The 21,524-nt window shown below is 58.1% G+C and carries 16 protein-coding genes and 1 pseudogene; 13 read left to right on the forward strand and 4 right to left on the reverse strand.

What is annotated here, in order from left to right; translation table 11 throughout:
- Positions 1–7: 7 nt before the first annotated feature.
- The 3 genes from QSK43_RS19835 to QSK43_RS19845 all read left to right on the forward strand — a co-directional run bounded on the left by QSK43_RS19835 (position 8) and on the right by QSK43_RS19845 (position 3,956).
- Entirely contained in the window at positions 8–1,405 is a 1,398-nt protein-coding gene (locus QSK43_RS19835; protein ID WP_332304895.1) for an MmgE/PrpD family protein, read from the forward strand.
- 101 nt (positions 1,406–1,506) lie between these two features.
- Positions 1,507–2,625: an ornithine cyclodeaminase gene (locus QSK43_RS19840; protein WP_332304896.1), complete on the forward strand. Its 1,119-nt coding sequence runs from the start codon at positions 1,507–1,509 to the stop codon at positions 2,623–2,625.
- A complete protein-coding gene (locus tag QSK43_RS19845; protein WP_332304947.1) occupies positions 2,622–3,956 on the forward strand; it encodes an MmgE/PrpD family protein in 1,335 nt (444 codons plus the stop codon). The genes QSK43_RS19840 and QSK43_RS19845 overlap by 4 nt, the downstream gene beginning before the upstream one ends.
- 3 nt (positions 3,957–3,959) lie before the next feature.
- Here QSK43_RS19845 and QSK43_RS19850 read toward each other — a convergent pair whose 3' ends face one another.
- A complete protein-coding gene (locus QSK43_RS19850; protein WP_332304897.1) occupies positions 3,960–5,357 on the reverse strand; it encodes an amidohydrolase family protein in 1,398 nt (465 codons plus the stop codon).
- Positions 5,347–6,081 carry a response regulator transcription factor gene (locus tag QSK43_RS19855; RefSeq protein ID WP_332304898.1) on the reverse strand — a complete coding sequence of 245 codons (735 nt, stop codon included), beginning with the start codon at positions 6,079–6,081 and terminating at the stop codon, positions 5,347–5,349. The genes QSK43_RS19850 and QSK43_RS19855 overlap by 11 nt, the downstream gene beginning before the upstream one ends.
- A gap of 811 nt (positions 6,082–6,892) precedes the next feature.
- Here QSK43_RS19855 and QSK43_RS19860 point away from each other — a divergent pair.
- The 5 genes and pseudogenes from QSK43_RS19860 to QSK43_RS19880 form a co-directional block, all read left to right on the forward strand.
- Positions 6,893–7,612 (forward strand): helix-turn-helix transcriptional regulator, encoded by a 720-nt coding sequence (locus tag QSK43_RS19860; protein ID WP_332304899.1) that lies wholly within the window; start codon positions 6,893–6,895, stop codon positions 7,610–7,612.
- A gap of 156 nt (positions 7,613–7,768) precedes the next feature.
- The gene (locus QSK43_RS19865) at positions 7,769–8,521 is read left to right on the forward strand and encodes an acyl-homoserine-lactone synthase (RefSeq protein WP_332304900.1); all 753 of its coding nucleotides are present in this window, start codon (positions 7,769–7,771) and stop codon (positions 8,519–8,521) included.
- Between the two features lie 7 nt (positions 8,522–8,528).
- Positions 8,529–9,239 carry an autoinducer binding domain-containing protein gene (locus tag QSK43_RS19870; protein ID WP_332304901.1) on the forward strand — a complete coding sequence of 237 codons (711 nt, stop codon included), beginning with the start codon at positions 8,529–8,531 and terminating at the stop codon, positions 9,237–9,239.
- 119 nt (positions 9,240–9,358) lie between these two features.
- Positions 9,359–9,847, forward strand: coding sequence for a hypothetical protein (locus tag QSK43_RS19875; protein ID WP_332304902.1), 489 nt, complete (start codon positions 9,359–9,361; stop codon positions 9,845–9,847).
- Positions 9,848–9,867: 20 nt separating this feature from the next.
- Positions 9,868–10,404: pseudogene (locus QSK43_RS19880) on the forward strand (IS5 family transposase); the annotation flags it as partial.
- Between the two features lie 436 nt (positions 10,405–10,840).
- Here the strand turns inward: QSK43_RS19880 and QSK43_RS19885 are convergent.
- A complete protein-coding gene (locus tag QSK43_RS19885) occupies positions 10,841–11,755 on the reverse strand; it encodes a nucleotidyltransferase and HEPN domain-containing protein (protein ID WP_332304903.1) in 915 nt (304 codons plus the stop codon).
- Between the two features lie 243 nt (positions 11,756–11,998).
- Between QSK43_RS19885 and QSK43_RS19890 the strand changes: the two genes are divergently transcribed.
- Positions 11,999–12,928 carry a LysR family transcriptional regulator gene (locus QSK43_RS19890; protein WP_332304904.1) on the forward strand — a complete coding sequence of 310 codons (930 nt, stop codon included), beginning with the start codon at positions 11,999–12,001 and terminating at the stop codon, positions 12,926–12,928.
- Between the two features lie 557 nt (positions 12,929–13,485).
- The gene (gene rctB / locus QSK43_RS27210; protein WP_442967862.1) at positions 13,486–13,836 is read left to right on the forward strand and encodes an SMa0974 family conjugal transfer regulator; all 351 of its coding nucleotides are present in this window, start codon (positions 13,486–13,488) and stop codon (positions 13,834–13,836) included.
- Positions 13,837–14,027: 191 nt separating this feature from the next.
- Here the strand turns inward: rctB and traA are convergent, their stop codons facing one another.
- A complete protein-coding gene (traA, locus tag QSK43_RS19895) occupies positions 14,028–18,644 on the reverse strand; it encodes a Ti-type conjugative transfer relaxase TraA (protein WP_332304905.1) in 4,617 nt (1,538 codons plus the stop codon).
- A gap of 221 nt (positions 18,645–18,865) precedes the next feature.
- On the opposite strand from traA, the gene QSK43_RS19900 reads away from it, so the two are divergent.
- From QSK43_RS19900 to traG, 3 genes are read left to right on the forward strand one after another with little or no spacing between them, the layout of a single operon-like run.
- Complete coding sequence (locus QSK43_RS19900; protein WP_332304906.1) at positions 18,866–19,153, forward strand: TraC family protein; 288 nt, start codon at positions 18,866–18,868, stop codon at positions 19,151–19,153.
- Positions 19,143–19,376, forward strand: coding sequence for a conjugal transfer protein TraD (locus tag QSK43_RS19905; RefSeq protein WP_332304907.1), 234 nt, complete (start codon positions 19,143–19,145; stop codon positions 19,374–19,376). The genes QSK43_RS19900 and QSK43_RS19905 overlap by 11 nt, the downstream gene beginning before the upstream one ends.
- Entirely contained in the window at positions 19,373–21,292 is a 1,920-nt protein-coding gene (gene traG, locus QSK43_RS19910; RefSeq protein ID WP_332304908.1) for a Ti-type conjugative transfer system protein TraG, read from the forward strand. Before QSK43_RS19905 ends, traG begins: the two co-directional genes overlap by 4 nt.
- Positions 21,293–21,524: the final 232 nt, after the last annotated feature.

Genomic DNA, 21,524 nt, shown 5'->3' on the forward strand with positions numbered 1-21,524 from the left:
GGGCGCCATGACTACCCCCGCAACGCAGACGCTTGCCGAATGCCTCGTGAATACGTGTTTTGAGAATCTTCCGCCGGACGTGGTAGAGAAAGCAAAGCTCTGCCTGATGGACTCGGTCGGGTGCTTTTTCGGCGGTCACCAAACTCCGGTCGCTCCGGGTCTGGAACGGCTTTCGGCGGATATGGCTGGAGGCTCCGCTAACCCTCCCCGACCGAATCCCTCCTGGCACGCATTTCAGTACGCGACTCTGGCCAACGCCCTTGACCTCGATGACATCTACTGGAAGGGGCATCCTGGGGCGACAGTGGTTGCTGCCGCTCTCGCGGTTGCTAACCGGTCGCGCTCCACAGGGCGCGACCTGATTGCTGCAATCGTCGCCGGATACGAGGTGGGATGCCGCATCGGCATGTCGCTCCGCCACAACACACCGCGCAAGACCGTCCATGGCCATGGCACCTGGCAAATATTCGGCGCAGCCGCCGCGTCGGCGAAACTGCTGAAACTCGATCATAAGCAAGCGGCCCAAGCCCTGGCAATCGCGGCTGTCAATGCACCTGTGGCGTCGGTCATGAAGACCGTTTATGGGGCCACACCGACAATGGCGAAAAACAATTTTGCGACCGCAGCAATGGGCGGCGTCAACGCAGCCCTACTTGCTCGTGCCGGATTTGAAGGGCCACTTGACGTTTTCGAAGGAGACACCGGTTTCTGGCGGATGGCGGGAGCCGACGGCGTCGACCTGTCGCAGCTGAAAATCGGGCCCGGTATTCGTTACGAAATACAAGACGTCGGCTTCAAGGCGTTCAGCTGCTGCAGGATCATCCAAAGCAGCGTCGAAGCTGCTGTTGAGGCATTCGCCCTAGGGGCCGTTGACGGGACAACCGGTCATGACGTCGGGCAAATCGAGGTCTTCGCTCCAGAGATCGTGTGTAGTCCCCCGTTCAATGATCCCCAACCCCGCGACATCTGGGCGGCCCAGTTCAGCGCACCTTTTTCAATCGCCATGGGCGTGCTCGGGCATGCGGCCGGTCCGGAATGGTTCAAGCCTTCCCGTTTTCTGGATCAAACAGTGCGCGAGCTGACGGCAAAAATCCGGCTCTTTCCTCTCGGATCCACGGATCGATTGAGCCACCATCACGGGGCAAAGGTTCGTCTTCACCTGCTCGACGGCCGCGTCGTGGAGGCCAATGTCGAGGTTGCAAAGGGCGATGCTGCCAATCCCCTCGCGCCTTCGTTCCTGGAGAAGAAGTTTTTGCGCCTGTCAGCGGGGCGTTTGCGTGGGAACGGAAAACTGGAAATGCTGCAGTTCCTCAGGCAGCTTGAGTTGAAAGACGACCTGGGGTTTCTGCTGGATACGATCCGCGCATCAGGAGGCGTGCCTCAGTCCGTGGACAGTCCTATGTAACCGGAATGAATATTGTTGCATAAAAGATAGCTAATCTTGGCTTTATTTCCCGCCGATTCCTGCTGAAATCATCTCGTTCGGATGTTCGAGGAGGAGCTCGCATGAGTGGAGGAATTATCAGTCCAAGCCTGTCAGACATACCGTGTTACTCCGCGACAGAGATCGCCGGAAACGAGGCTTTCCTCGATGGCAAGATCGTCCATGAGGTCGCCGGCAAAGCATGGGACGACATTGCGCGCGGTTCCGCGTACGGCACGAAATCCGTGCTCTCCATCACTCCCGGGGAGATTGACAGGCATCCCATGATCAAGGACGCAGTATCGCTGGAGGAGCGCCTTGGCTGGAAGTTGTCCTGCCTTTCAAGCGTCAACAGCCGCTACGGGGCAGTGAAAATCGTCGGCGCAAACGCCCTCAATCGCCAGCTCGGTCTTCCACGGTCACGGTCCACGATTGTCCTCATGGACAAATTTACCCTACTTCCTCTTTGCCTGCTCGATGGAACCGACATCTCCGCCGCCCGGACGGCGAGTTATGCGACGCTTGTTGTTGAGCGACTGCTCGCGCCCCGTCGAGATATGTCTGTCTTCCTGTTCGGCGCCGGACCAATTGCCGAGAAAATCGTTGTGGCGCTCGACAGATGCCACGGGGAGAAGATCCGCGAGGTCTTCGTCCGTAGCCGAACAGTTGACTCAGCCATACGGCTCGCAAGATCGCTGGGAGAAACGGCAACCTTCGACATCATACCTGTTCAGGACAACAGCGATCTCCGTCGATGCGATTTTGTGATTACTGCATCAAACGCGAAAGCTCCGGTCTTCGAGGCCAGTGAGATAGGCGACGCTCCCGTGCTTCATCTGGGTGGAGATGAAACACCCGCGGGACATCTGAAACGGGCGCTGCGGTGCGGTAGCGTTCTGTGTGACGACGTGGAGATGGTGTCGCGTCGCGGCTCGCAAAGTCTTGCGCTTCACTTCTCACGAAAAGGGACGACGCTGGAGCAATTGGGATCCCTGCTCGGCATCCGTTCAATTACGGCGATTCTGGATCCTTCGGAAATCGGACAGGAAAAACCTGTCCATATCACCTGTGTCGGTTTGCCTATGCTGGACCTTTATGTGGCCGCCCATGTCTATGAGGCTCTGTCGGGCGTCACAAATGATAACGCCGGCGGAGCGACGGTTGCAGAAGCGACCAACGGAGAGATGCCCCCGTGTATATGACGACGCTTCTCGCCGAATGCATTTCCGACCGTGTTTTCCATGCCGTGCCTGTGGCGGTGAGGAACAAGGCACTGTCCTGCCTGTTCGACGCAACGACCTGCGCACTCGCCGGCAAATATGCCACCGGGTCGATCAGCGCCAGACTGGTTGCAACCCGAATTTTTGGTCCCGGACACGCCCCTATCTTGTTTTCGGGCCACCGGTTATCGACCATCGGCGCCGCCTTTGCCAACTCGGCTTCTGTGTGCGCCCTTGATTTCGATGACGGTCATCGTGCAGCGCGAGGACATCCAGGTGCTGCGGTGATCCCTGCTGTTCTGGCCGCCTCCGCGGACAGTGCAATCGACCCAGAAGAATTCGTCGCTGCGATCGTCGCCGGCTACGAGATCGCTATCCGGATCGCCGCCGCACAAAATCCTGAAAATATAAAAAGTCGCCAAAGCGGTCTCTGGGCCGGCTACGGCGCTGTCGTTGCAGCCGGCAGTATCAATCGCTCACGCAGTGATCATCTCGCCCAAGCCTTGGCGATCAACGGTGTATGGGCCCCCAATCAGGCGGCAAACGGAAGTTCCGGCTATTCGAAGCTCACCGGGAATCATGCGAAAGAAGGAATCCCATGGAGCGTCCTCACTGGCCTCACCGCACTCGAATTGGCCGAAACGGGGTTTACAGGTCCAGAAGATATTCTCGATCACGCTTCCCATTTTGACAGGGATCGTATCGAGAACGGGCTTGGTCTGACCTGGGAAATCCTGGGGACCTATTTCAAGCCGTATTCCTGTTGCCGCTATATCCATCCCGCCATCGATGCAACGCTGGACCTCATGCAAAGCCGAAGACTCCAGCCGAAAGACGTGCTGTCAATCGAGGTCCACACATTCCAGTGGGCTCAGCGGCTGCAAAACAAAGTCATACCGAAAACTCTCGTGGAGGCTCAATACAGTTTGCCTTTTTGTCTGGCAGCGGCCGTCCGCCGTGGCGCCTCTGCGCTCGCGCCCATCGATGAGCGACTTCTCGATGACCGGGAAATCTGTTCCCTTGCCGGCGCCGTTACCCTGGCGGTCGATGAACAGATCGACGAAAAATTTCCGGCAGAAACGTTGGCGCGAGTGGCATTGACCACTCGTTCGGGCGAAATAACGTCCACCACCGTGATGCCACTTGGCGACGCGGGCAGACCGATGCTTTGGGACGACCTTAAGGAGAAGTTCCATCAGGTGTGCAGGGGCAAAATGAGTGCAGCGCGTGAGGAGGTTTTCGACAGGGCGATTGACCAGCTCAAGTATGGTGATCCTCTGCCGTTCCTGCGAGAGATTTCGGGCGACCTGTGATTGTTAATCGCTTCGCTTCGCCGTAGAAGCGCCCGAACCATTGCTTTTGATCGTTCCATTCCAGACCACCACCTTGCCATGGATGATGACGTGACGGACGCGACCCAGATTGGCGCGATCGACGATCACGAGATCCGCGCGCCTGCCCTTCTCGATCAAACCGCGATCGCTTGCCAATTGAGGAAAGGCGCGTGCGACGTTCCCGGTCGCCAATGCAACAGCTGCAGCCGGTGACATCTGCTTTTTGTGAACAATGCGATGGATTGCCACGAGGATGCTGTCCCAATGGCCGCCGGCATAGTCAGTCGAGATTGTATCGACGCATCCGGCCTCGATCAGAGCGTCGAAATTCGCCGGATTATTCCGCCAACGGGTCTGGATGCTGTCGAGCGTTGAGACATCGATGGTGACGCCACGACTTCGCAGCTCGCGCGCGAACGATACCGATTCATCCGGCAGAAACATCGGATGATTCGAATGACCCGCGACAATGTTTGCGTGTGGGTATTTCTCAGCGACTTCGATCAAACGTTGGGCCGACGGCGCAGAATTGTGAAAAATCGCCGGGAAGCCCACACGCGCGGCTTCTCGCGCCACTTCCTCAAAGCCTTTTAGTGCGAGATCGACCGGTGGCATTACGGAAGCGAGAATGACCTGACGGACGGTTCGCGCGCTGCAGACATCGGACAGACCGCATTCGTTGAGTATCAACTGCAGTTCGCGATCGGAAACTCCATCCTCGACTTTGAGGTATCGGCCAACCACGGCATTTCGCAACTGGCGTGAAACCAGAGGTGATACGTCCCGGCCCGTCACCCGTTTCATCGCCTCGGGAATGAACCGATATTCCTGTGCACCGCCTCCCAGTGTCTGGCCCCCGCCAACCTCGCCAAGGGCTTTTGCTCCTTGAGACAAAGCATCATCGATGAATGCGTTGCGATGCCGTTCGGAAAGACCGGCGCCATCGATTGCCAGTGCCGCTTCGATATTGGAAGGGGTGTGCGCTGTGGAAATATGGACATCAAGCGGATGTGGATCGCCCGCAAACGCCTCATCAGGCAAGGCCAAACCGCATACATTCAATAATGTCGTGGTCCCCTCGAGGAGATGCCTGTTCCTGTTCCAGACGATCACGTCCCTATCGACAGAAGACGACCCGCTCGGCATGGATGGCCCGCAGACGCAGCCATGGGCATGCGCATTGATAGCGCCCGGGATAATTGTGTGGCCGTGAGCGTCGATGACGTCGACCCCATCAGGATCGACGGATATATTTCCCGGCTGGACGAAAACAATTCTGCCGTCTCCGATACCGATGGATGCATTTTCATGAAATGTGGTCCCATCTCCCGTTATCACGGAAGCGCCGCGTATGATCCTGTCGAGCCGATTATGAGGCATTGCTATCGTCTCCAGAACCGTCTGAAGCGTCACGCGCAGTCGATTCCAGAATGTAGCCGACACCCCGGACGGTGCGGATAAGATCAGGTTGCCCGTTCTGATTCAGTCTCTTTCGCAATCGGCCTATATGAACGTTCAGGGTGCGCTCTTCGACATGATGCCGGCCGGGCCACACTGCAGTTATCAGTTCTGCACGCCGGCAAATCTCGGTCGGTCGCTCCATCAGGCAGGACAAGACAGCAAATTCCAGTGGTCCCAGATGAAAGGTTTGACCGTTTCTTGAAACGCGATGATGCTCGAAATCAATCTCGATTCCGCCATAGGATAACTGACCTGTTTGCGCTCGAGTAGGTGTCCGGCTGAGCGCAGACTTGCGCAGGTATTCAAGCAGCTTGACCGGTGCAAACGGCCGGACGAAACATTCTTCGGCGCCGGCGCGCTGCATATCGACATATTGCCCCTCGGCACCCGCACCAATGATTGCGAGCACGGGAACGCCCGCCGTGCGATGATTTCCCTTGATCCTGGCACACACCTCCACCGCAGGAAAGGGATCCGGTCGGCAGTCAAGCAGTATAGCCATGACCTGGTGATCGTCGGCCAGATGGGATATTTCTTCGACACCTCTGGCCATCCGAACCTCATAACCCTCAACTTCGAGAATATGTGAAAGGAGGAGGAAGAAGTCCGCATCAACCGAACCGATCAGGATCAGTTTTTTCATTAAATTTCCTTTGCGTCGGCAGCAGCCCCTGGACGCGGGCAATTGTCACATGCGTTGAACCATATTCCCTACGACCGATATATCAATTTCCCTCAATTTCGCTGTGAAATCGACTACTAGAAGTAGTAGTCGCCAAAAGTGACGCGTTGTGGCGTGTTCAAAATTTATCTTTGTTATCAGGGGAGACGGTGGCCGCCGACACAGATTGGCTACTCGCAGGACGATCATTGCAGGGACGGACATTTGACCAAATCGAAGAGCGAAAAGACTAGGGACGGCTTGGTATCCGACGCTTGGCAGCGAGATCGGAAGCGTGGCGTCGTTATCTTTGAATTATCACCGCATCATCCAAACAGCGATAGACGCCCGTGCGCAACGGCTATTTGTGTTGCCGAAGTAGATGCCCCCACCAACGGGCAACAGGCATCTTGGCTACCACGCCATCGCTGCGGTCTGGTTGGAAGCTACATAGCCCGCAACGGAAAAATGCTGCTGCCAGACCAAGACGGTCGCTCGGCGTGACTCCTGACGGGCATGCTATCGGGACCGAGCGGAAGCTGACCAAAGCTAGAAAAATGTTGGCAAGGTGTCGGTTTTGAAGCGATCGTTCCCCGTACGTCGAGCCTATAGCCGAACAATAAGTCTAGACACGGTACAGCCTGCCCCAGCTTCAACCGAAAGACGAGCGGGAAAATAATGAGCAGGTCCGGCCGTCTGAAACGCTGGCACGTTGTCGTTGAGCGCCGACGGGGGACGTGGTGCTTCTCGTCTGCGCTGTGAAACCTCCCCACACATCGGAAAGGGTAACCGCATGAAAACAGTATCTGCGAATCTCGCTAAAGCTATCGGGACAATCACAGATGCCGCCACAGTCTATGAGGCTCTTGTATCTGTTCAGGAAATTTACGACGTAGATTTCGTCACCTACCATCTCACAGCAACTGTGATCAGCGACCTTGATGCACCGTTTGTTCAATCAACTTACAGTCCGGAATGGATCGCACGGTATTTCCTGAAGCGATATGTCCAGGTCGATCCTGTTGTGCAACAGGGCTTTTTGCGGCAGCTCCCGTTCGACTGGCGGGAATTCGAAATGACGCCCGAAATTGCAGCGTTCTTTGATGACGCCTGGCAACATGGCGTCGGAGAGTTCGGTTATTCGATTCCCATTACCGACAGGGTCGGCCGGCGCGCGATTTTGTCTGTCAGCGCGGCACGCACCGCGAAATACTGGGACAGAGTTGTAGCAGACAACCGGTCAGACTGGATCGAACTCGCATATCAGATCCATATGAAAGCGATCACAGAGATTCATGGAGGAGAAGACCCTGTTCCAGGCCTCAGCGCACGTGAGCGGGAGTGCCTGTCGTGGGTGGCACGCGGAAAAGACCACAAGGATATTGCACTCATTCTTGGTATTTCCGAGCATACGGCAAGGAGCTACCTCAAGTCGGGCCGGTTAAAGCTCGGATGCGCAACTATTTCATCCGCCGCGGTCCAGGCGATGAAGTTCAGGCTGATCAACATCTGATGTAGCAGCACGGATCCGGCCTTTCACCCTCGTGGCACAACAGCCTAAGACCTTCAACTTTCGACGCAATACCTCAATTGATTGTGCCCATCTGTAGCAATGGGCAACCCGGGATTTACGTGCATCCTGTTCCGGCAGATGATCGGAGATTGGCTCGTGTTCCTTCTTATCCAGCCCTATCAATATTATCGGTACGCAGGCCTGCTGGAACAGTCGTTCCGATTGCGGAAACGGGTTTTTCACGATTGTCTTGGCTGGCAGGTCGATGTGCATCACGGTCTTGAACGGGACGCTTATGACGTGTTAGGCGCCGTCTACCTGGTCTGGTGCGACAAGGACGCGCACCATCTCTATGGTACGGTACGGCTCATGCCGACGACGGGGCCGACATTGCTGCGTGATGTGTTCAGGCGAACATTGCCGGCAAAGGATCTGATCTCTCCAGGCACATGGGAAGGCACACGAATGTGCCTTGATGTCGATCTTCTCAGAAAGTCTCAACCGACGCTCAGCCGATCAAAGGCGTTTGGGCTGCTTTTGCTGGCCTTGTTCGAATGCGCCTTCGCGCATGGCATCGAAACCCTCGTGTCAAACTACGAGCCGCCAATGGAAAGAGTATACCGGCGAGCGGGATTGATCGTAGAAGAGGTTGGACGTGCCGACGGTTACGGCCGACTCCCGGTGTGTTGCGGAGTGTTCGCCGTTTCAGACGAAACTCTTAAGCAAATGCGATCAGTCCTTAGAGTTGCACAGCCCTTGTACACGCGGTTTTTGCCCGAGGCTGCGGGAGCGGCTGCAGTACAAGTGTCCCACGGCGTAGGCCAAATCAACAGACTTAGGAAAACCGAGGACTTCGCGACCTGCAATGATGTCCGATGGCAGAGGTGCTGCTTAAGAACGGTGGGATAAGACGTGGATGAAAATCTGGCTACGCAAATTGATTGACACGACGTCCATGATGAAAACCAGTCGGGCGACAGCCGAACTGCTTGATCATCTGACCCGCGAGCTCGGGTTTGACTTTTACCATGTGGTGATTGTCCGTCACCCCGGGTTGGGAAACGCCATCTTGTCCAATGCTCCCGAGGGGTGGTTGGGCAAATATCGGCAGGAGCGTTTCGACAGGAACGACCCAATCCTAACCCGTGCCCGTGAAATAATGGCGCCATTCGTCTTTGATTTTGAGCATGAGGGAAAAGTCGCACGCGGACCCCACCAGACATTCTATTCCAGTGCCGACGATGCGGGCATCAGGGCCGGCATATGTATGCCCGTGATGGCGCCATTCAGCGATTTGTTCACCCTCTCACTTTTCACCGGCGACGTAACGTTGCCCCGCAAATACCAACTGCATCCTGTTTTGACTGCAAACGCTTTGGCGTTACTCCGCATGTGCATGGAGGCAACCGAGGCGGCATCGAGCGGAGCACCGGCCATCGAACTGACGGCGCGGCAGTCAATGGTGCTCAAATGGGCCGCCGAAGGGAAAACGACCCAAGAGATAGCGCTGATCGAGAACATGACGCACCATACGGTCAATTTTCATATGAAAAACGTTCGACGGAAACTTAAGACCGTCACCCTCCCGCAGACGACCGCATTGGCCACAAAATTGGGATTGATCTAAGGTTTGGGCTTCAGGCAAACCACTGAGATAAAATCTTCAATAGTGGAAGGCATCGCATTTATGGGAAATAGCTGTCGCTGGCGTGGGCAATGAAGAGTAGGACGACTTGCCCCTAATTCATGGTAATTCAGTCGGTGGCGTCTCGCAGAACACAGACATTCGTACAGCGCTCTTGCTCTAAGGGCGCGTCACTTCCGTTTTCCTCGCCGGATGAAGCGGACAAGGCGGCGCAGGCGAAAGCCAAAAGCCTCAAGCTTGGCGAGGGTAGCACACTGGTCACGGTCGTCGTTGATACCTCGATCTGCGCCGGCGCTCCCCTGCTCTACGCCGACATTCGATCGGGCCTTGATGGCGTACCCTACATCATCGACACGGCCACGCACAAATATGTCACGAAAGGCACCTTGACCACCGACATTGCCGGCAAGGTTGCGCTAAATAGCGCACCTGGTACACCCGCAACGCCGGCACACTTCCTGACGCCCCGGCTGGGGCGCACGGACGAAAACTTAATGACTTATTGCCGGCACGATGCGCCAGCCTTTCATGTGTGGCCGCTTCGCGTGACTTGTCCCCGTAAGCAGGGTTCATGTGCGAGCGGATTATGATTCACTCCCATTGAAGGGAGATCGTCGTGCGCCGTCACGAACTGAGCGACGAAGAATGGGCCGTCATCGAGCCGCTGCTTCCAACCAACAGCCGTGGAGTGAAACGCGTTGATGACCGCCGGGTGATCAATGGTATCCTTTGGCGGTTTAGGACGGGTTCGTCCTGGCGCGATGTGCCGGAGCGCTATGGTCCGCAAACGACGCTCTACAATCGCTTCTCTCGCTGGCGAAAGGCAGGTGTCGGGGATCAACTTCTTGATGCCGTGTCAAAGCGTTATGCGGGTGACATCGTGATGATCGACAGCTCCTGCGTTCGCGTTCACCAGCACGGTGCCACCGCTAAAAAGGGGGGCTCTGCCGATCCTGGCATGGGACGTTCCCGTGGCGGCCTGACCACCAAAATCCATGCGCTCGTGGATGCCGACGGGCGGCCAGTTCGTCTGGAGTTGACTGCAGGCCAAGCTGCCGACGCCCCCATGGCGGAAAAGTTGCTGAGCGGATTGCGGCCCGGTGCGACGCTTCTTGCGGACAAGGCTTATGACACCGACGCGATCCGTCGCTTTTGACGGCCCCTGCACTGCTGCGAGTTGAAATCGTTGGGTCAAAATTGAGGGCCGCGTCCAACTCACCCACTCAATGTAAGTCGCGAAGTAAAAGCTACAGCGTTGAAGACGTAATCTAGCTAGGCATCGCATGCAACTGCAAGCAGATGCCAGCCCCTACGTCTGAGTGTAGCGTATTACTTGCCTTGGTGTCTGGATGGCAGCTCCATCTCAATCATCACGGTCGATGGGCTTCTGCGAACATCAGCTTCTTCGCTTTTGTGCCGGAGGCCGGACAGTCAGAGGACGGCCCTAAATCAGCCACACTGCGCAAGCAAGCGCGGCTCCGGGCTGTATTCTTCGCAAGAAATACGCCAGCCAGCGTACTGATCAGGTCGCTCGCACACTAATCCGGACATTCCCATGATGTTCAGACGAAACAGCCCAGCCTTCAACTCCCGTTTTCCACGGTCTGGTGCAGCCTTTCGATATGCTCGCGGCAGAGCGTCTCGATCAGGCCGTGAAGTTCCGCGGTCCGCTCTTGAAGCCAGGCAAGTGCCTCTTCGCTGATCTCGAACTGCTTCGAATAACGCGCCTTGACATAGGCCTCGTTGAGAATGTTGTACCAGGCGGTGAAACGCTGCTGGTCGCGCGGCCAGATATCGACCAGCCGACGGTCGCGATCCTCGGAAAGCCCGCGCAGGAATTTCAGATTGTGCGAGGGCGGGCTGTAGTTGGTCAGCGTCAGGAGGTAGCAAGAGTATGCTGTTTCAACTGCCTGATGAAGTTGGAAGGCGGCCAGATGGAGGTTACCTTTTGCGATGAGGAACTTTGCGACATCAGCAAAATCGCGAGCATCCGGGAAATGCCTCTCAAAATGCTCCTCCGCCACCCTGAGTGCATCGGCAGGGCTGAGTTGTTTCGGTTCGGCCAAAGGCCGGTCATCGAATTCGTAAAGGACAACACCTTCGCGGGCGAGATCGACGAAGAAGTATTGCCCGTCATGCAGGAAGTTGCTGATCTCGCGGGCGCCATGCACGATCAGACCGACAGGTGTCTCGATCTCCCTGTCCCACATCAGTCGGTCGGTCGCCTTGTCCCAGTATTTGGGGTCGGCCAGTTCCTTGTTGCTGACGATGACGAGAATATCGAAATCCGAGCGATAACCCTTTGACGTGTGCGGCTCGTCGACCCATGTGCCGCGGGCGTAGGAACCGAACAGGATGATCTTGTAAATCCGCCCGTCCTTCTTGGCATCCGACTTCGAACGATCGACAATGCCGGCAAACTCTTCGTGGATGATCCGGACGACCCTTTCCAGTTCGAGCTGCTTTGCCTGCGGAAGATGTCCGATATCCGTTTTCATGGCCTCACCATCGCTTCTTCTGGGCAGATATTCTAGCCGTGATCGGCTCGCTATTGCTACTCCACATTGTTGTAGCCCCAATCGATCTACTCGACATTATGCGGGGCGCGACCGCCCTCATCAACCATTAATCGCCACGCCCTATCAATGTTTCATCTGGACCGACGGGACCGACCACTCTATCCTCTTCGTAATTTGAGGCCTGTCTCGACCTTGATCGCGCCTCCGGCGGAAGGAACTGAAATGGATCTGCGTCAAATGAGCACATTCGTTGCCGTCGCAGAAGAACTGCATTTCGGGCGCGCCTCAATCCGGCTCAATCTCGCCCAGCCTGCGGTTACTGCCCAGGTCCAGGCGATCGAGAAGGAACTTGGCGTTCCCCTTCTCATTCGTTCCACCCGCCGGGTTCAGCTTACTCCCGCAGGATCGGTTTTTTACGAGCGTTGCGTTCAACTGCTTCGCGATGTCGACGAAAGTTGTGCGATCACACAGGCGGTTGCCGGCAAAGCTGCCAGCAAGATCACCATCGGCACAATCCACCCGGCAACCTTCGGTGTTCTGCCTGATTTTCTTGCCCGAATTGGCCGACGTTATCCAGATATCCGCATTCATATCCGCAACGGCACAACCGAATCCATCGTACGAGATATCGAGCGGGGCCAGGTCAATATCGGTTTCGTCCGGCCGCTGGACAACAACGGCGCATTGCGATGGCAGGCGATAACAGAGGAGCGGTATTTACTCGCCGTCTCCCGAGACAATATTCTGGCTGAGGCAGAGACCGTCACCTTGGATGACCTGCAGCGCCAGAAGATCATTTCCTTCTCGCGTTCGAACCTGTCCTACACGGAGCGGTATTTTCTGAAGACATTCCGCGAGCATGAACTTTCCGACCGGATCGTCTATACCTGCGACGACACACTTTCACTGATAGCGCTCGTTTCCGCAGGCGTCGGTGTCGGCTTCGTACCGGAATGGGCGGCAAACCTGCCGAACAGGAACTTCCGTTTGAAGGCAGTGGAGGAGATCGATCTGCGCATCGGCCTTGGGTTGGCCTGGAGCAACCAGGACCCGACCGCCAATCGTGATGACATCATCGAGATCGGCCGCCAGCTCGCATCCACTATTGCGAAAGCGCCCGCTCGTAAGCAATACCGCAATTGGACGTCCTGACACAGCATGGGCAGGCTCGCGGGGTTCCCCGTTTGCCGAATCGTCGAGCACACCCTGGTACATGCCTCTTAGTCCTGTGCAATACAGCAAACAGCAGGTCTGTTGTCGTAACTCATCGCGCGACATTGCAGGGATCGGTGACCTCCAGACCGGCGACATCGAAGAGCTTGTGACGCGGGTGTTGACCGTCAAGCCCCGCGCAACCGCGGTGGCAGCGATGTTACCACCCACCGGCCTATACGCACTTCCTGTCTACTTTTTGCCCGGCCATGAACTGGACACAGGTCTGCGAAGTATTGAGGCCGAAGCAAGAACCCGTTCTGAAAAGTCGGCAGAAACTCCCGTTCCCAGCGATCCTGATAAATCCTATGCCGCCCGCCGCCCGTTGTAGCTGCGGGGCATGCCGATCACGTGAATATCCCTCATATGAGGGAGTGCCGTTGTGGGTATTTCCCATCATCAGGACCAACTGCATGCTGTCCTCCATACCACCGCTGGTCGTCGCGTATGCTGTATACTGGACAATGCGGAAGGAAGACACTTCTGAGGGATGATGAATGAGGTATCAAAATGTCTCAGAGGCCTTCATTGAGCTAGAAGCTGCGCCGACCGTAGCGAATAAAATCTGCACGCAGAGCATAGATCTCTGCTTGTCGATCATCGACAGGGACAACGGCAGGCAACTGAATTTCGAAAATGGGTGTGCAATCATCACAGTCGCTGACGATGGTCTCATCGTAAGGGTCTCCGCCGGAGAACTGCTCACGTTCTACGGCATTCAAACGTTGATCGAGGGTCGCTTGTGGGAGATAGCACCCGGCGCTGCAAGATCAATGACATGGCTACCAGCACGAGAGCCCCGCTTCGGGCAATTCCCTCGAACCGCTACAACGCACATGAGAGAATGAAGGCCACTGGCTCCTACGGATCAATACAGGAGATTTGCAGAACGTAGCGATCGAAACCAAATGGGCCAGCACCACGCAATATTGCATTGGCCCACACCTCGTCGTGCGCCCCTGCGGGCCGCCCCAATCCTGATGCCATCAACCGACGTTTCATTTTTTCCCTCAACGGGTCCGTTCCGCCATGCCGTTTTTTATCGAGTAAAAATTCGGCCTCGCTCGATCGTGTGACGCTGACGTTCAGCAATAATCTTCTCGCTGCTCTCTGTCCGTACCGCCCGTTGCAGAACCTTAAGGCGCTCCTGCATCGCCTCGAAAGCGCGACGCTGCGCCCGTGAGACGCGATTGGCGACGTCCTTCTCTCCACGAAGGATCGCGTTCCTGCCAAAACGCTCGTCGAGCGCCCGACTGACCTCTGCAAACTCCTTACGAATGGCGGGATCGAGCGAGCCCATAGCGACATCGAGCGAGCCCTTCTTTTTCTTCATCGCCGCCGATAGATCTCTCAGCGCAACTTCGGCGGAAGGCGACAATCCCGGGATGGCGATGCTCATGCGCCGGCGCTCCTCAGTGATCGCCCCCCTCTCTGCATCAAGCGCCGTGCTAAATGAGGTCCCCAACGACCGAACGCGGCTTGCCGCCTCCGCGACGGCTTGCAGGGCCTCCTTCCGCTCCCGGCCGACAGCGAGCAATTTGTCCATGATACGGCCAGAGCCTCGCAACGCACCATATGCTGCGGGATCATTGCTGATGGCCGCAGCGATCCGCTCACCGGCAAAGCCTTTTTGGACAAGCTCCTCGATCTTTCCAACAGCACCTGCCGGATCGCACCAGATACGCGCCGCAGCGCCAGCAAGGGCGGCGCGATTCTGACCGTAGTGAGGAACCGCGCGCGCCCTCTCCCGCGCCTCCTGGTCGATCGGGGTTTCAAACTCCGTTACAGCTGCAAGCATTGGCAACACCGGCACCGTCTCTTTCCCCGGCTCGACGCTGGCACCGGCAACGATCCTGGAGCGATCTTTCCTTTCGGCAAGATGCTGTTCTTCTGCAAAGCGGCGTACGACGGCAAAAAGACGCGTGAGCTTTTCGCGCCGATCAAGGTCGAGGTCTTCCGGCATGCGCTCGATCATGTTGCGCTCGGCAATAGTGTCGGCCTTGTCGGTGAAGGCAGACCAGCCGAAGCGAGCGGTGAGAGCGTCGTTGGTCGCCCTCACCTCCTGAACCAGAAGGCGATCCTCCGCCGCGTAGGCGAAGGCCGTCTTGTAGGCATCCTTGCCACCGCACTCGCGTACGGCTTCGATTTCGACAAGCCGTGCCATTGTCGGCTTGGACAACGCAGGAACCGAGAGCGACATGTGGGCGCGCCGTTGTTCCTCGCGGATGCCGAAGCGTTCGACCTGGCGGCGGAATTCTGTGGCATGGGCGCGGGCCAGCGGCAGCAATTCGGACAATGCCGATACCGCCGCGTCGCGCTCGGTACGGGACGCACGGCCGCCGACCAAAAGCTCCGATCCACGCAGGCGGCCGAGACGCCGCGGCGCGGCCGCAAGATCGTCGGCAAGCTTGCGGGGCTCGATCCGAGTGTCAGACGCAAGCGCGTTCAGTCTGGCAAGCGCGCCTTCAGGATCGCGATAGATCTTTTGCAACACTGGCCGAAGGATGGCATCTCGTTCCTTCCATCGATCTGAGCGAAGCTGCGCGCGGCGGGCATCCTCTTCGACGCTGCGGGAAAACAATGTTGTCGGCGGGATCAGATATTGTCGATCCGTCGGAATTTTTGCCGTCCGGGTTTCGGCGCGTTCCTCACTATAGGAAACACGCTTCTCGCTCTCGATCGCGAAGCCGAGCGCCACGCTCGCCCGCTCCCACAACTTCGCCACTTGCTCGCGCTTCTGCGCCAGCCACGCCAACCGCCGCCCCGCCCCCTCCTCCATTCCGGCCGCGATCCCGGCAGCCAAGTCGATACCGCGGCGTCGGGCAAAATCGCGGGCGTGCGCCTGGTAGCCGGCCTCGCTCTCGAAATCGAGCGTCGTCGTTTTGGCGCCGGAGCGGCCAAGACGCTCCACCAACTGCTTGAACAGTTCCGGCCGATGGCTCTCCTGCGCGATGCGCTGCTGGCGAACCTCTGCCATTTCGATCTGTTTGGCAGTCCAGACGTTTCGATCGACTGTCCGTTCCTCGAACCTCTTCTCTCGGGTTTTCTCGTCGATGACGGGCACCGTCACCGTCACCCGTTCGACGCCGTCCTTGCGCAGCGTCACCGTGTCGCCTTTCGACACGCCGCCCTCCTCCAGGGCCTTCGGCAGGCTCACGCCCCAGAGCCGAAGCACGGTTCCGTCCTCGGTCTTCACATCGGCATAGGGGCTTTTATCGGCATCCTCATCCTGCGGCCGGAACTTCGCATTGCCGGTTCCGACCAGCTCGCCTGTGACGCCAGCGGCATGATCGGCCCGGAATCTGTTTCCCCATTCCGGCTTCGGCTCAAAGTCCTCGCGAGCGGCATAGAGATCGGCCCGGTCGCGATGGCGGGTCATCGACACATAGGTCAGATGCTGATCCATCATGCCGGTCGCGAGCACGAAGGTCCTGTCGACTGTCGCGCCTTGGGACTTGTGGATGGTCGCGGCATAACCGTGATCGACATTGCGATAGCTGTCTTCGCTGATGACGACATCGCGGCCATTATCGAGACGGACCGACAGCAGCGGGCCACGCGTATCACCGGTGGAGACGACCGTGCCGAGCATGCCGTTCTTGACATATTGGGGTCCAATCTTCCGCGCACGTGGTTCGATGAACCGGGCGTTTTCGAGGAGGATGATCCGGTCGCCGACGGCGAACTCCCGCACGCCTCGCTCCGTCTGGAATTCACGAGAGATGGTCAGCGCGCCTTCATCTTTCATGACGTTGCGCAGCGCTTCATTGAGCCGCCTCACGTCGTCATTGGTATGGGCGAGAACGAGCAGTTCGTCACCACGCAAGCGGACCGGGTGTTCTTTATCGGCATCTTGCTGGATGAGGTCGCGGCGAGCGCTCGTCCAGTCGGCAACGATGCGCTCCACAGCTTCAGCCCGGCTCTCCGCCTCGACAATACGCCCCCGCTGCGCATAGGCATCCAGTCCCTCCTCGACCTTGCCCCGGGCGAAAAGACGGGATGCCTCTCGCGCCCACTCTTCACGCTGGCGCCGGACACCGGCAAGTTCCGCAGAACCGATCCGTTCGGAAATTGCCCGGAAAGCTGCGCCAGCCTGGATCGGCTGAAGCTGCATTGCATCGCCGACCAGAACCACCTTGGCTCCGGCCTCCTCGGCGCGCCTGAGCACACGCGCCATCTGCTGCGACGAGACCATGCCGGCTTCATCGATGACAATGATATCCCGCCGGTCGAGCAGATCGCGTCCGTTCTCCCAGGCCAGTTCCCAGGAGGCGAGCGTGCGCGATCTGATGCCGGAACTGTCCTCCAGCCCTTCGGCGGCCTTGCCGGCAAGCGCTGCCCCGAGGACGCGGTGGTTTTGACTTTCCCAGGCGACCCGCGCCGCGGCAAGCAGCGTCGACTTGCCTGCACCAGCCAGCCCGACCACAGCCGCGATACCATTGTCGCCAGCGATGTGATGAACGGCCTCCACCTGTTCGCGATCGAGCTTGAGCGGATTTTCCGGATTAGCGCTTTCTATGGATTGGACAGCCGCAGCAATCTTTGCCGCGGCGATGCCGAAGCCCTTGCGCCGGGAGAGGATTTCAGCCGACTGCGCCATGTCGTATTCGGTGCGCAAGATATCGCGTGTGGTGAAGACCGCAGGTTCGGCCATCTTGCCGGTCTGCAGCTCAGGCTGCTGCGGCTTCAACAGCACGAGATCATTGGAGGCCATCAGCCTGGCGCGTATGTTGGCGAAATCGGCGGGATCGTCGACATAGCGGTGCAGCGCCTTGGCGATGTCACGCTCGTCGAAGGTGGCGCGCTCGTTGCCGAGTTGCTTCAGAAGTAGATCCGGATCTGCAAGCAGCCGGTCGGCCATCTCCTGCCGACGCGCGAGATCGGCCGGCGCGAAATACATCTCGACACCCTTGCGGGCGAGCGCGGCCTTTTCCGGCCCAAGATGTTTCTGCGCGATGCCGTCGAGGCCCTGCTCGGCATAGGAGCGGCCATCGAGACGGATCTCATGGCCGGCAAGCGCCAGATGCCGGTTGACTGTCTCCGCCCAGGCGATCTTCCATGACTTCATCGTTTCCCTGTCACCGGCCCAAAGCTTGTAGACGATCTTTCCGTTCGGCCGGTCCGGAGTAACGACACGCAAGGGCTCGCCATCCTCGCCCATCACAGCCACCTTCTTCGGCCCGAACCCTTCCTCCGTCAGCGGCCTCAGTGTCTTCATCAAATGGATGTGCGGATTGCCGTCCTTGTCATGAAACACCCAGTCGGCGACCATGCCCTTTGAGGTGAAATTGTCCGCGACGAACTCACGGACCAGAGCGATGTTCTCGGCCCGCGTCAGTTCTTCCGGCAGGGCGATGATGAGTTCGCGCGCCAGCTGGGCGTCCGCCCGAGTCTCGAAGACGTCAACCGCATTCCACAGCACCTCGCTGGCAGCGGAAACCGACTTGCCGTCAATGGCCGTCTTCAGCCAAGGGGGAATCTTATCCGGCACCGCCAGTTCCTCATGCACCAGCTCGGCCGCGCCGCCGCGATAGCTGAAGGAGGTTTCCGCCTGTTCGTCCATCATCCGGGCGCGGTGGCGATAGGCGGCGGCCGAGACGATGCTCCGTCCCCCTCCCCTTCCGATCACCTGCGCTCTGACGAACATGATCGCCACGACTGGTCTCCGCTTCCCTCAGGCACGTCGCATCAGCGACGTATATTGCGCCCTCAAACCGATCGGACCGAAGGACCGATGCCGCTTTTCCTGAAGACGGCCCAGCTGGGATTTCCAATATCGACGCTTGGGGGCTTGTGCACGGTAGCGTGTTTGACTACTGTTTTCTAGTCAGTTAAATGACGGAATAGAAATTTCTCACTGAATGAAAGGACGTCACCATGGCCAGCAGGACAGCGTTAGTGGATATTGATGCTCAAATCGAGAAGCTTCGCGAACGCAGGAAAACTTTAATAGTAAAATCAGCCGATCGCTTCGCGCGCGCGGCGACGAAGTCGGGATTGGCGGAGATGGAGATCGCTGACGAGGAGGTGGATCGCATCTTCGAAGAGATCGCGGCGCGATTTCGCAAAGGCGGGAAGAAAGGATCTGGTGGCTCACCTGCTTCGTCGCGTGGACAGGCAAATGGTGGGACTGGAGCGGAAACGGAGGTTCCTCATGACGGCTGATCGAAAGAAGGAAGCAAGAGAGAAGTTCTTGCTCGGCGGCATCGTCGTCCGCGCGGGCCTGTCGAACGCGGATCGGGCTTTCCTGCTTGGCGGACTTCTCGAAATGACGCGGGTCGTGCCCGGGACGGCGGAGCATCGGCGCCTGTGCGATATCGGGGAGCTCGCCTTCAGAGTTGCGGCGCCCAACGGCGGGTTCGAAGGCTTTGCAGAGGCGGCTGAATGACGGGAAAGGCGAAACCGCATCCGAGCCAGCTGCTTATCATCGTGCCAATCGTCGTCACCGGTTTTACCTTTTATGTCGCCAACTGGCGTTGGCCTGAACTGGCCGCCGGCATGACCGGCAAAACGCAATACTGGTTCCTGCGGGCGTCACCTTTGCCGGTCCTTTTGTTCGGGCCTCTGGCCGGACTGCTGGCGGTCTGGGCGCTGCCCCTCCATCGGCGAAGGCTGGTGGCGTTGGTAAGCTTTCTCTGCTTTCTCCTGGTGGCCGGCTTTTATGGACTGCGGGAGTTCGGGCGCCTTGAGCCGTCCGTGGAGCACGGCGTGTTGACCTGGGATCAGGCACTATCCTTCGTCGATATGATTGCGGTCATTGGCGCAGCGGTGGGTTTCACGGCGGTCGCGGTTGCGGCCCGCATCTCCAGCGTCGTGCCCGAACAGGTGACACGCGCCAAGCGCGGAACATTCGGAGATGCCGACTGGCTGTCGATGTCGGCGGCGGCACGGCTGTTTCCCGATGACGGCGAAATCGTCGTCGGTGAGCGGTATAGGGTTGACAAGGAACTCGTTCATGAGCTGCCGTTCGATCCGAACGATCCGGCCACCTGGGGACGCGGCGGCAAAGCGCCTCTGCTTACTTACGCCCAGGACTTCGATTCGACCCACATGCTCTTCTTCGCGGGCTCCGGTGGCTTCAAGACCACAAGCAATGTCGTGCCGACGGCGCTCAGATATACAGGCCCGCTGATCTGCCTCGATCCGTCCACCGAGGTGGCCCCGATGGTCGTTGACCACCGCGGAGAGAAGCTCGACCGGGAGGTCGTTGTGCTCGATCCGACAAATCCGGTCATGGGATTCAACGTACTCGACGGCATCGAGCATTCGCTAAAAAAGGAAGAGGACATCGTCGGCATCGCGCACATGTTGCTCTCGGAAAGCGTGCGCTTCGAGAGCTCAACCGGCTCCTATTTCCAGAACCAGGCGCACAACCTCCTGACCGGGCTGTTGGCCCATGTCATGCTGTCGCCGGAGTTCGCCGGCCGGCGGAATTTGCGTAGCCTGCGCCAGATCGTTTCCGAGCCTGAGACATCAGTGCTCGCCATGCTGCGCGACGTACAGGAACACTCAGCGTCCGCCTTTATCCGCGAAACGCTCGGCGTCTTCGTTAATATGACCGAGCAGACGTTCTCAGGCGTCTATTCGACAGCCTCAAAGGATACGCAATGGCTGTCGCTCGACAATTACGCGGCGCTCGTTTGCGGCAACACGTTCAAATCGAGCGAGATCGCTGGCGGAAAGAAAGATGTATTCCTCAACATTCCGGCGTCGATCCTGCGATCCTATCCCGGTATCGGCCGGGTGATCATCGGCTCGCTGATCAATGCGATGATCGAGGCCGATGGTGCATTTAAGCGTCGGGCGCTGTTCGTATTGGACGAGGTCGATCTGCTTGGCTACATGCGCGTGCTGGAAGAGGCGCGCGACCGCGGTCGCAAGTACGGCGTCAGCATGATGCTGATGTATCAGTCCGTCGGGCAGTTGGAACGGCATTTCGGAAAAGATGGTGCGGTATCGTGGATCGACGGCTGCGCCTTCGCGAGCTACGCTGCGATCAAGGCGCTCGACACGGCCCGCAATGTCTCAGCCCAATGCGGAGAAATGACTGTCGAAGTGAAAGGCAGTTCTCGCAATCTCGGGTGGGGTATGAAGAACAGCGCATCGCGGAAATCCGAAAGCATCAATTTCCAGCGCCGCCCGCTGATTATGCCGCACGAGATCACGCAGTCGATGCGAAAGGATGAGCAGATCATCATCGTCCAGGGGCACAGTCCGATCCGTTGCGGACGGGCAATCTATTTCAGGCGAAAGGACATGGACACGCAGGCCAAACCTAACAGGTTTGCCAAGCCGAGACCTTGACGGCTCACGCGTTTTCTTGCGGGTCGTATTCGGCTTCTGTCGGCCATTTCGTTGCTCTATGAGCGCCAGTGCCGCGTCGGCCGCCTTTCGCGCCTCAATCATCGGAGGATGTAAAAGCAAAGACACCACGCGGTGTAAAGCGCAACCTTCGCCAAGCCGAGGACGATCATGGATGGAAGACGAGGGACCGAGGTTATCGAGGGGGATGACATCACCATCCTCGTCACGGGCG

It is taken from the genome of Rhizobium sp. GR12 (genome assembly GCF_036596185.1).
GTDB lineage: Bacteria > Pseudomonadota > Alphaproteobacteria > Rhizobiales > Rhizobiaceae > Agrobacterium > Agrobacterium nepotum.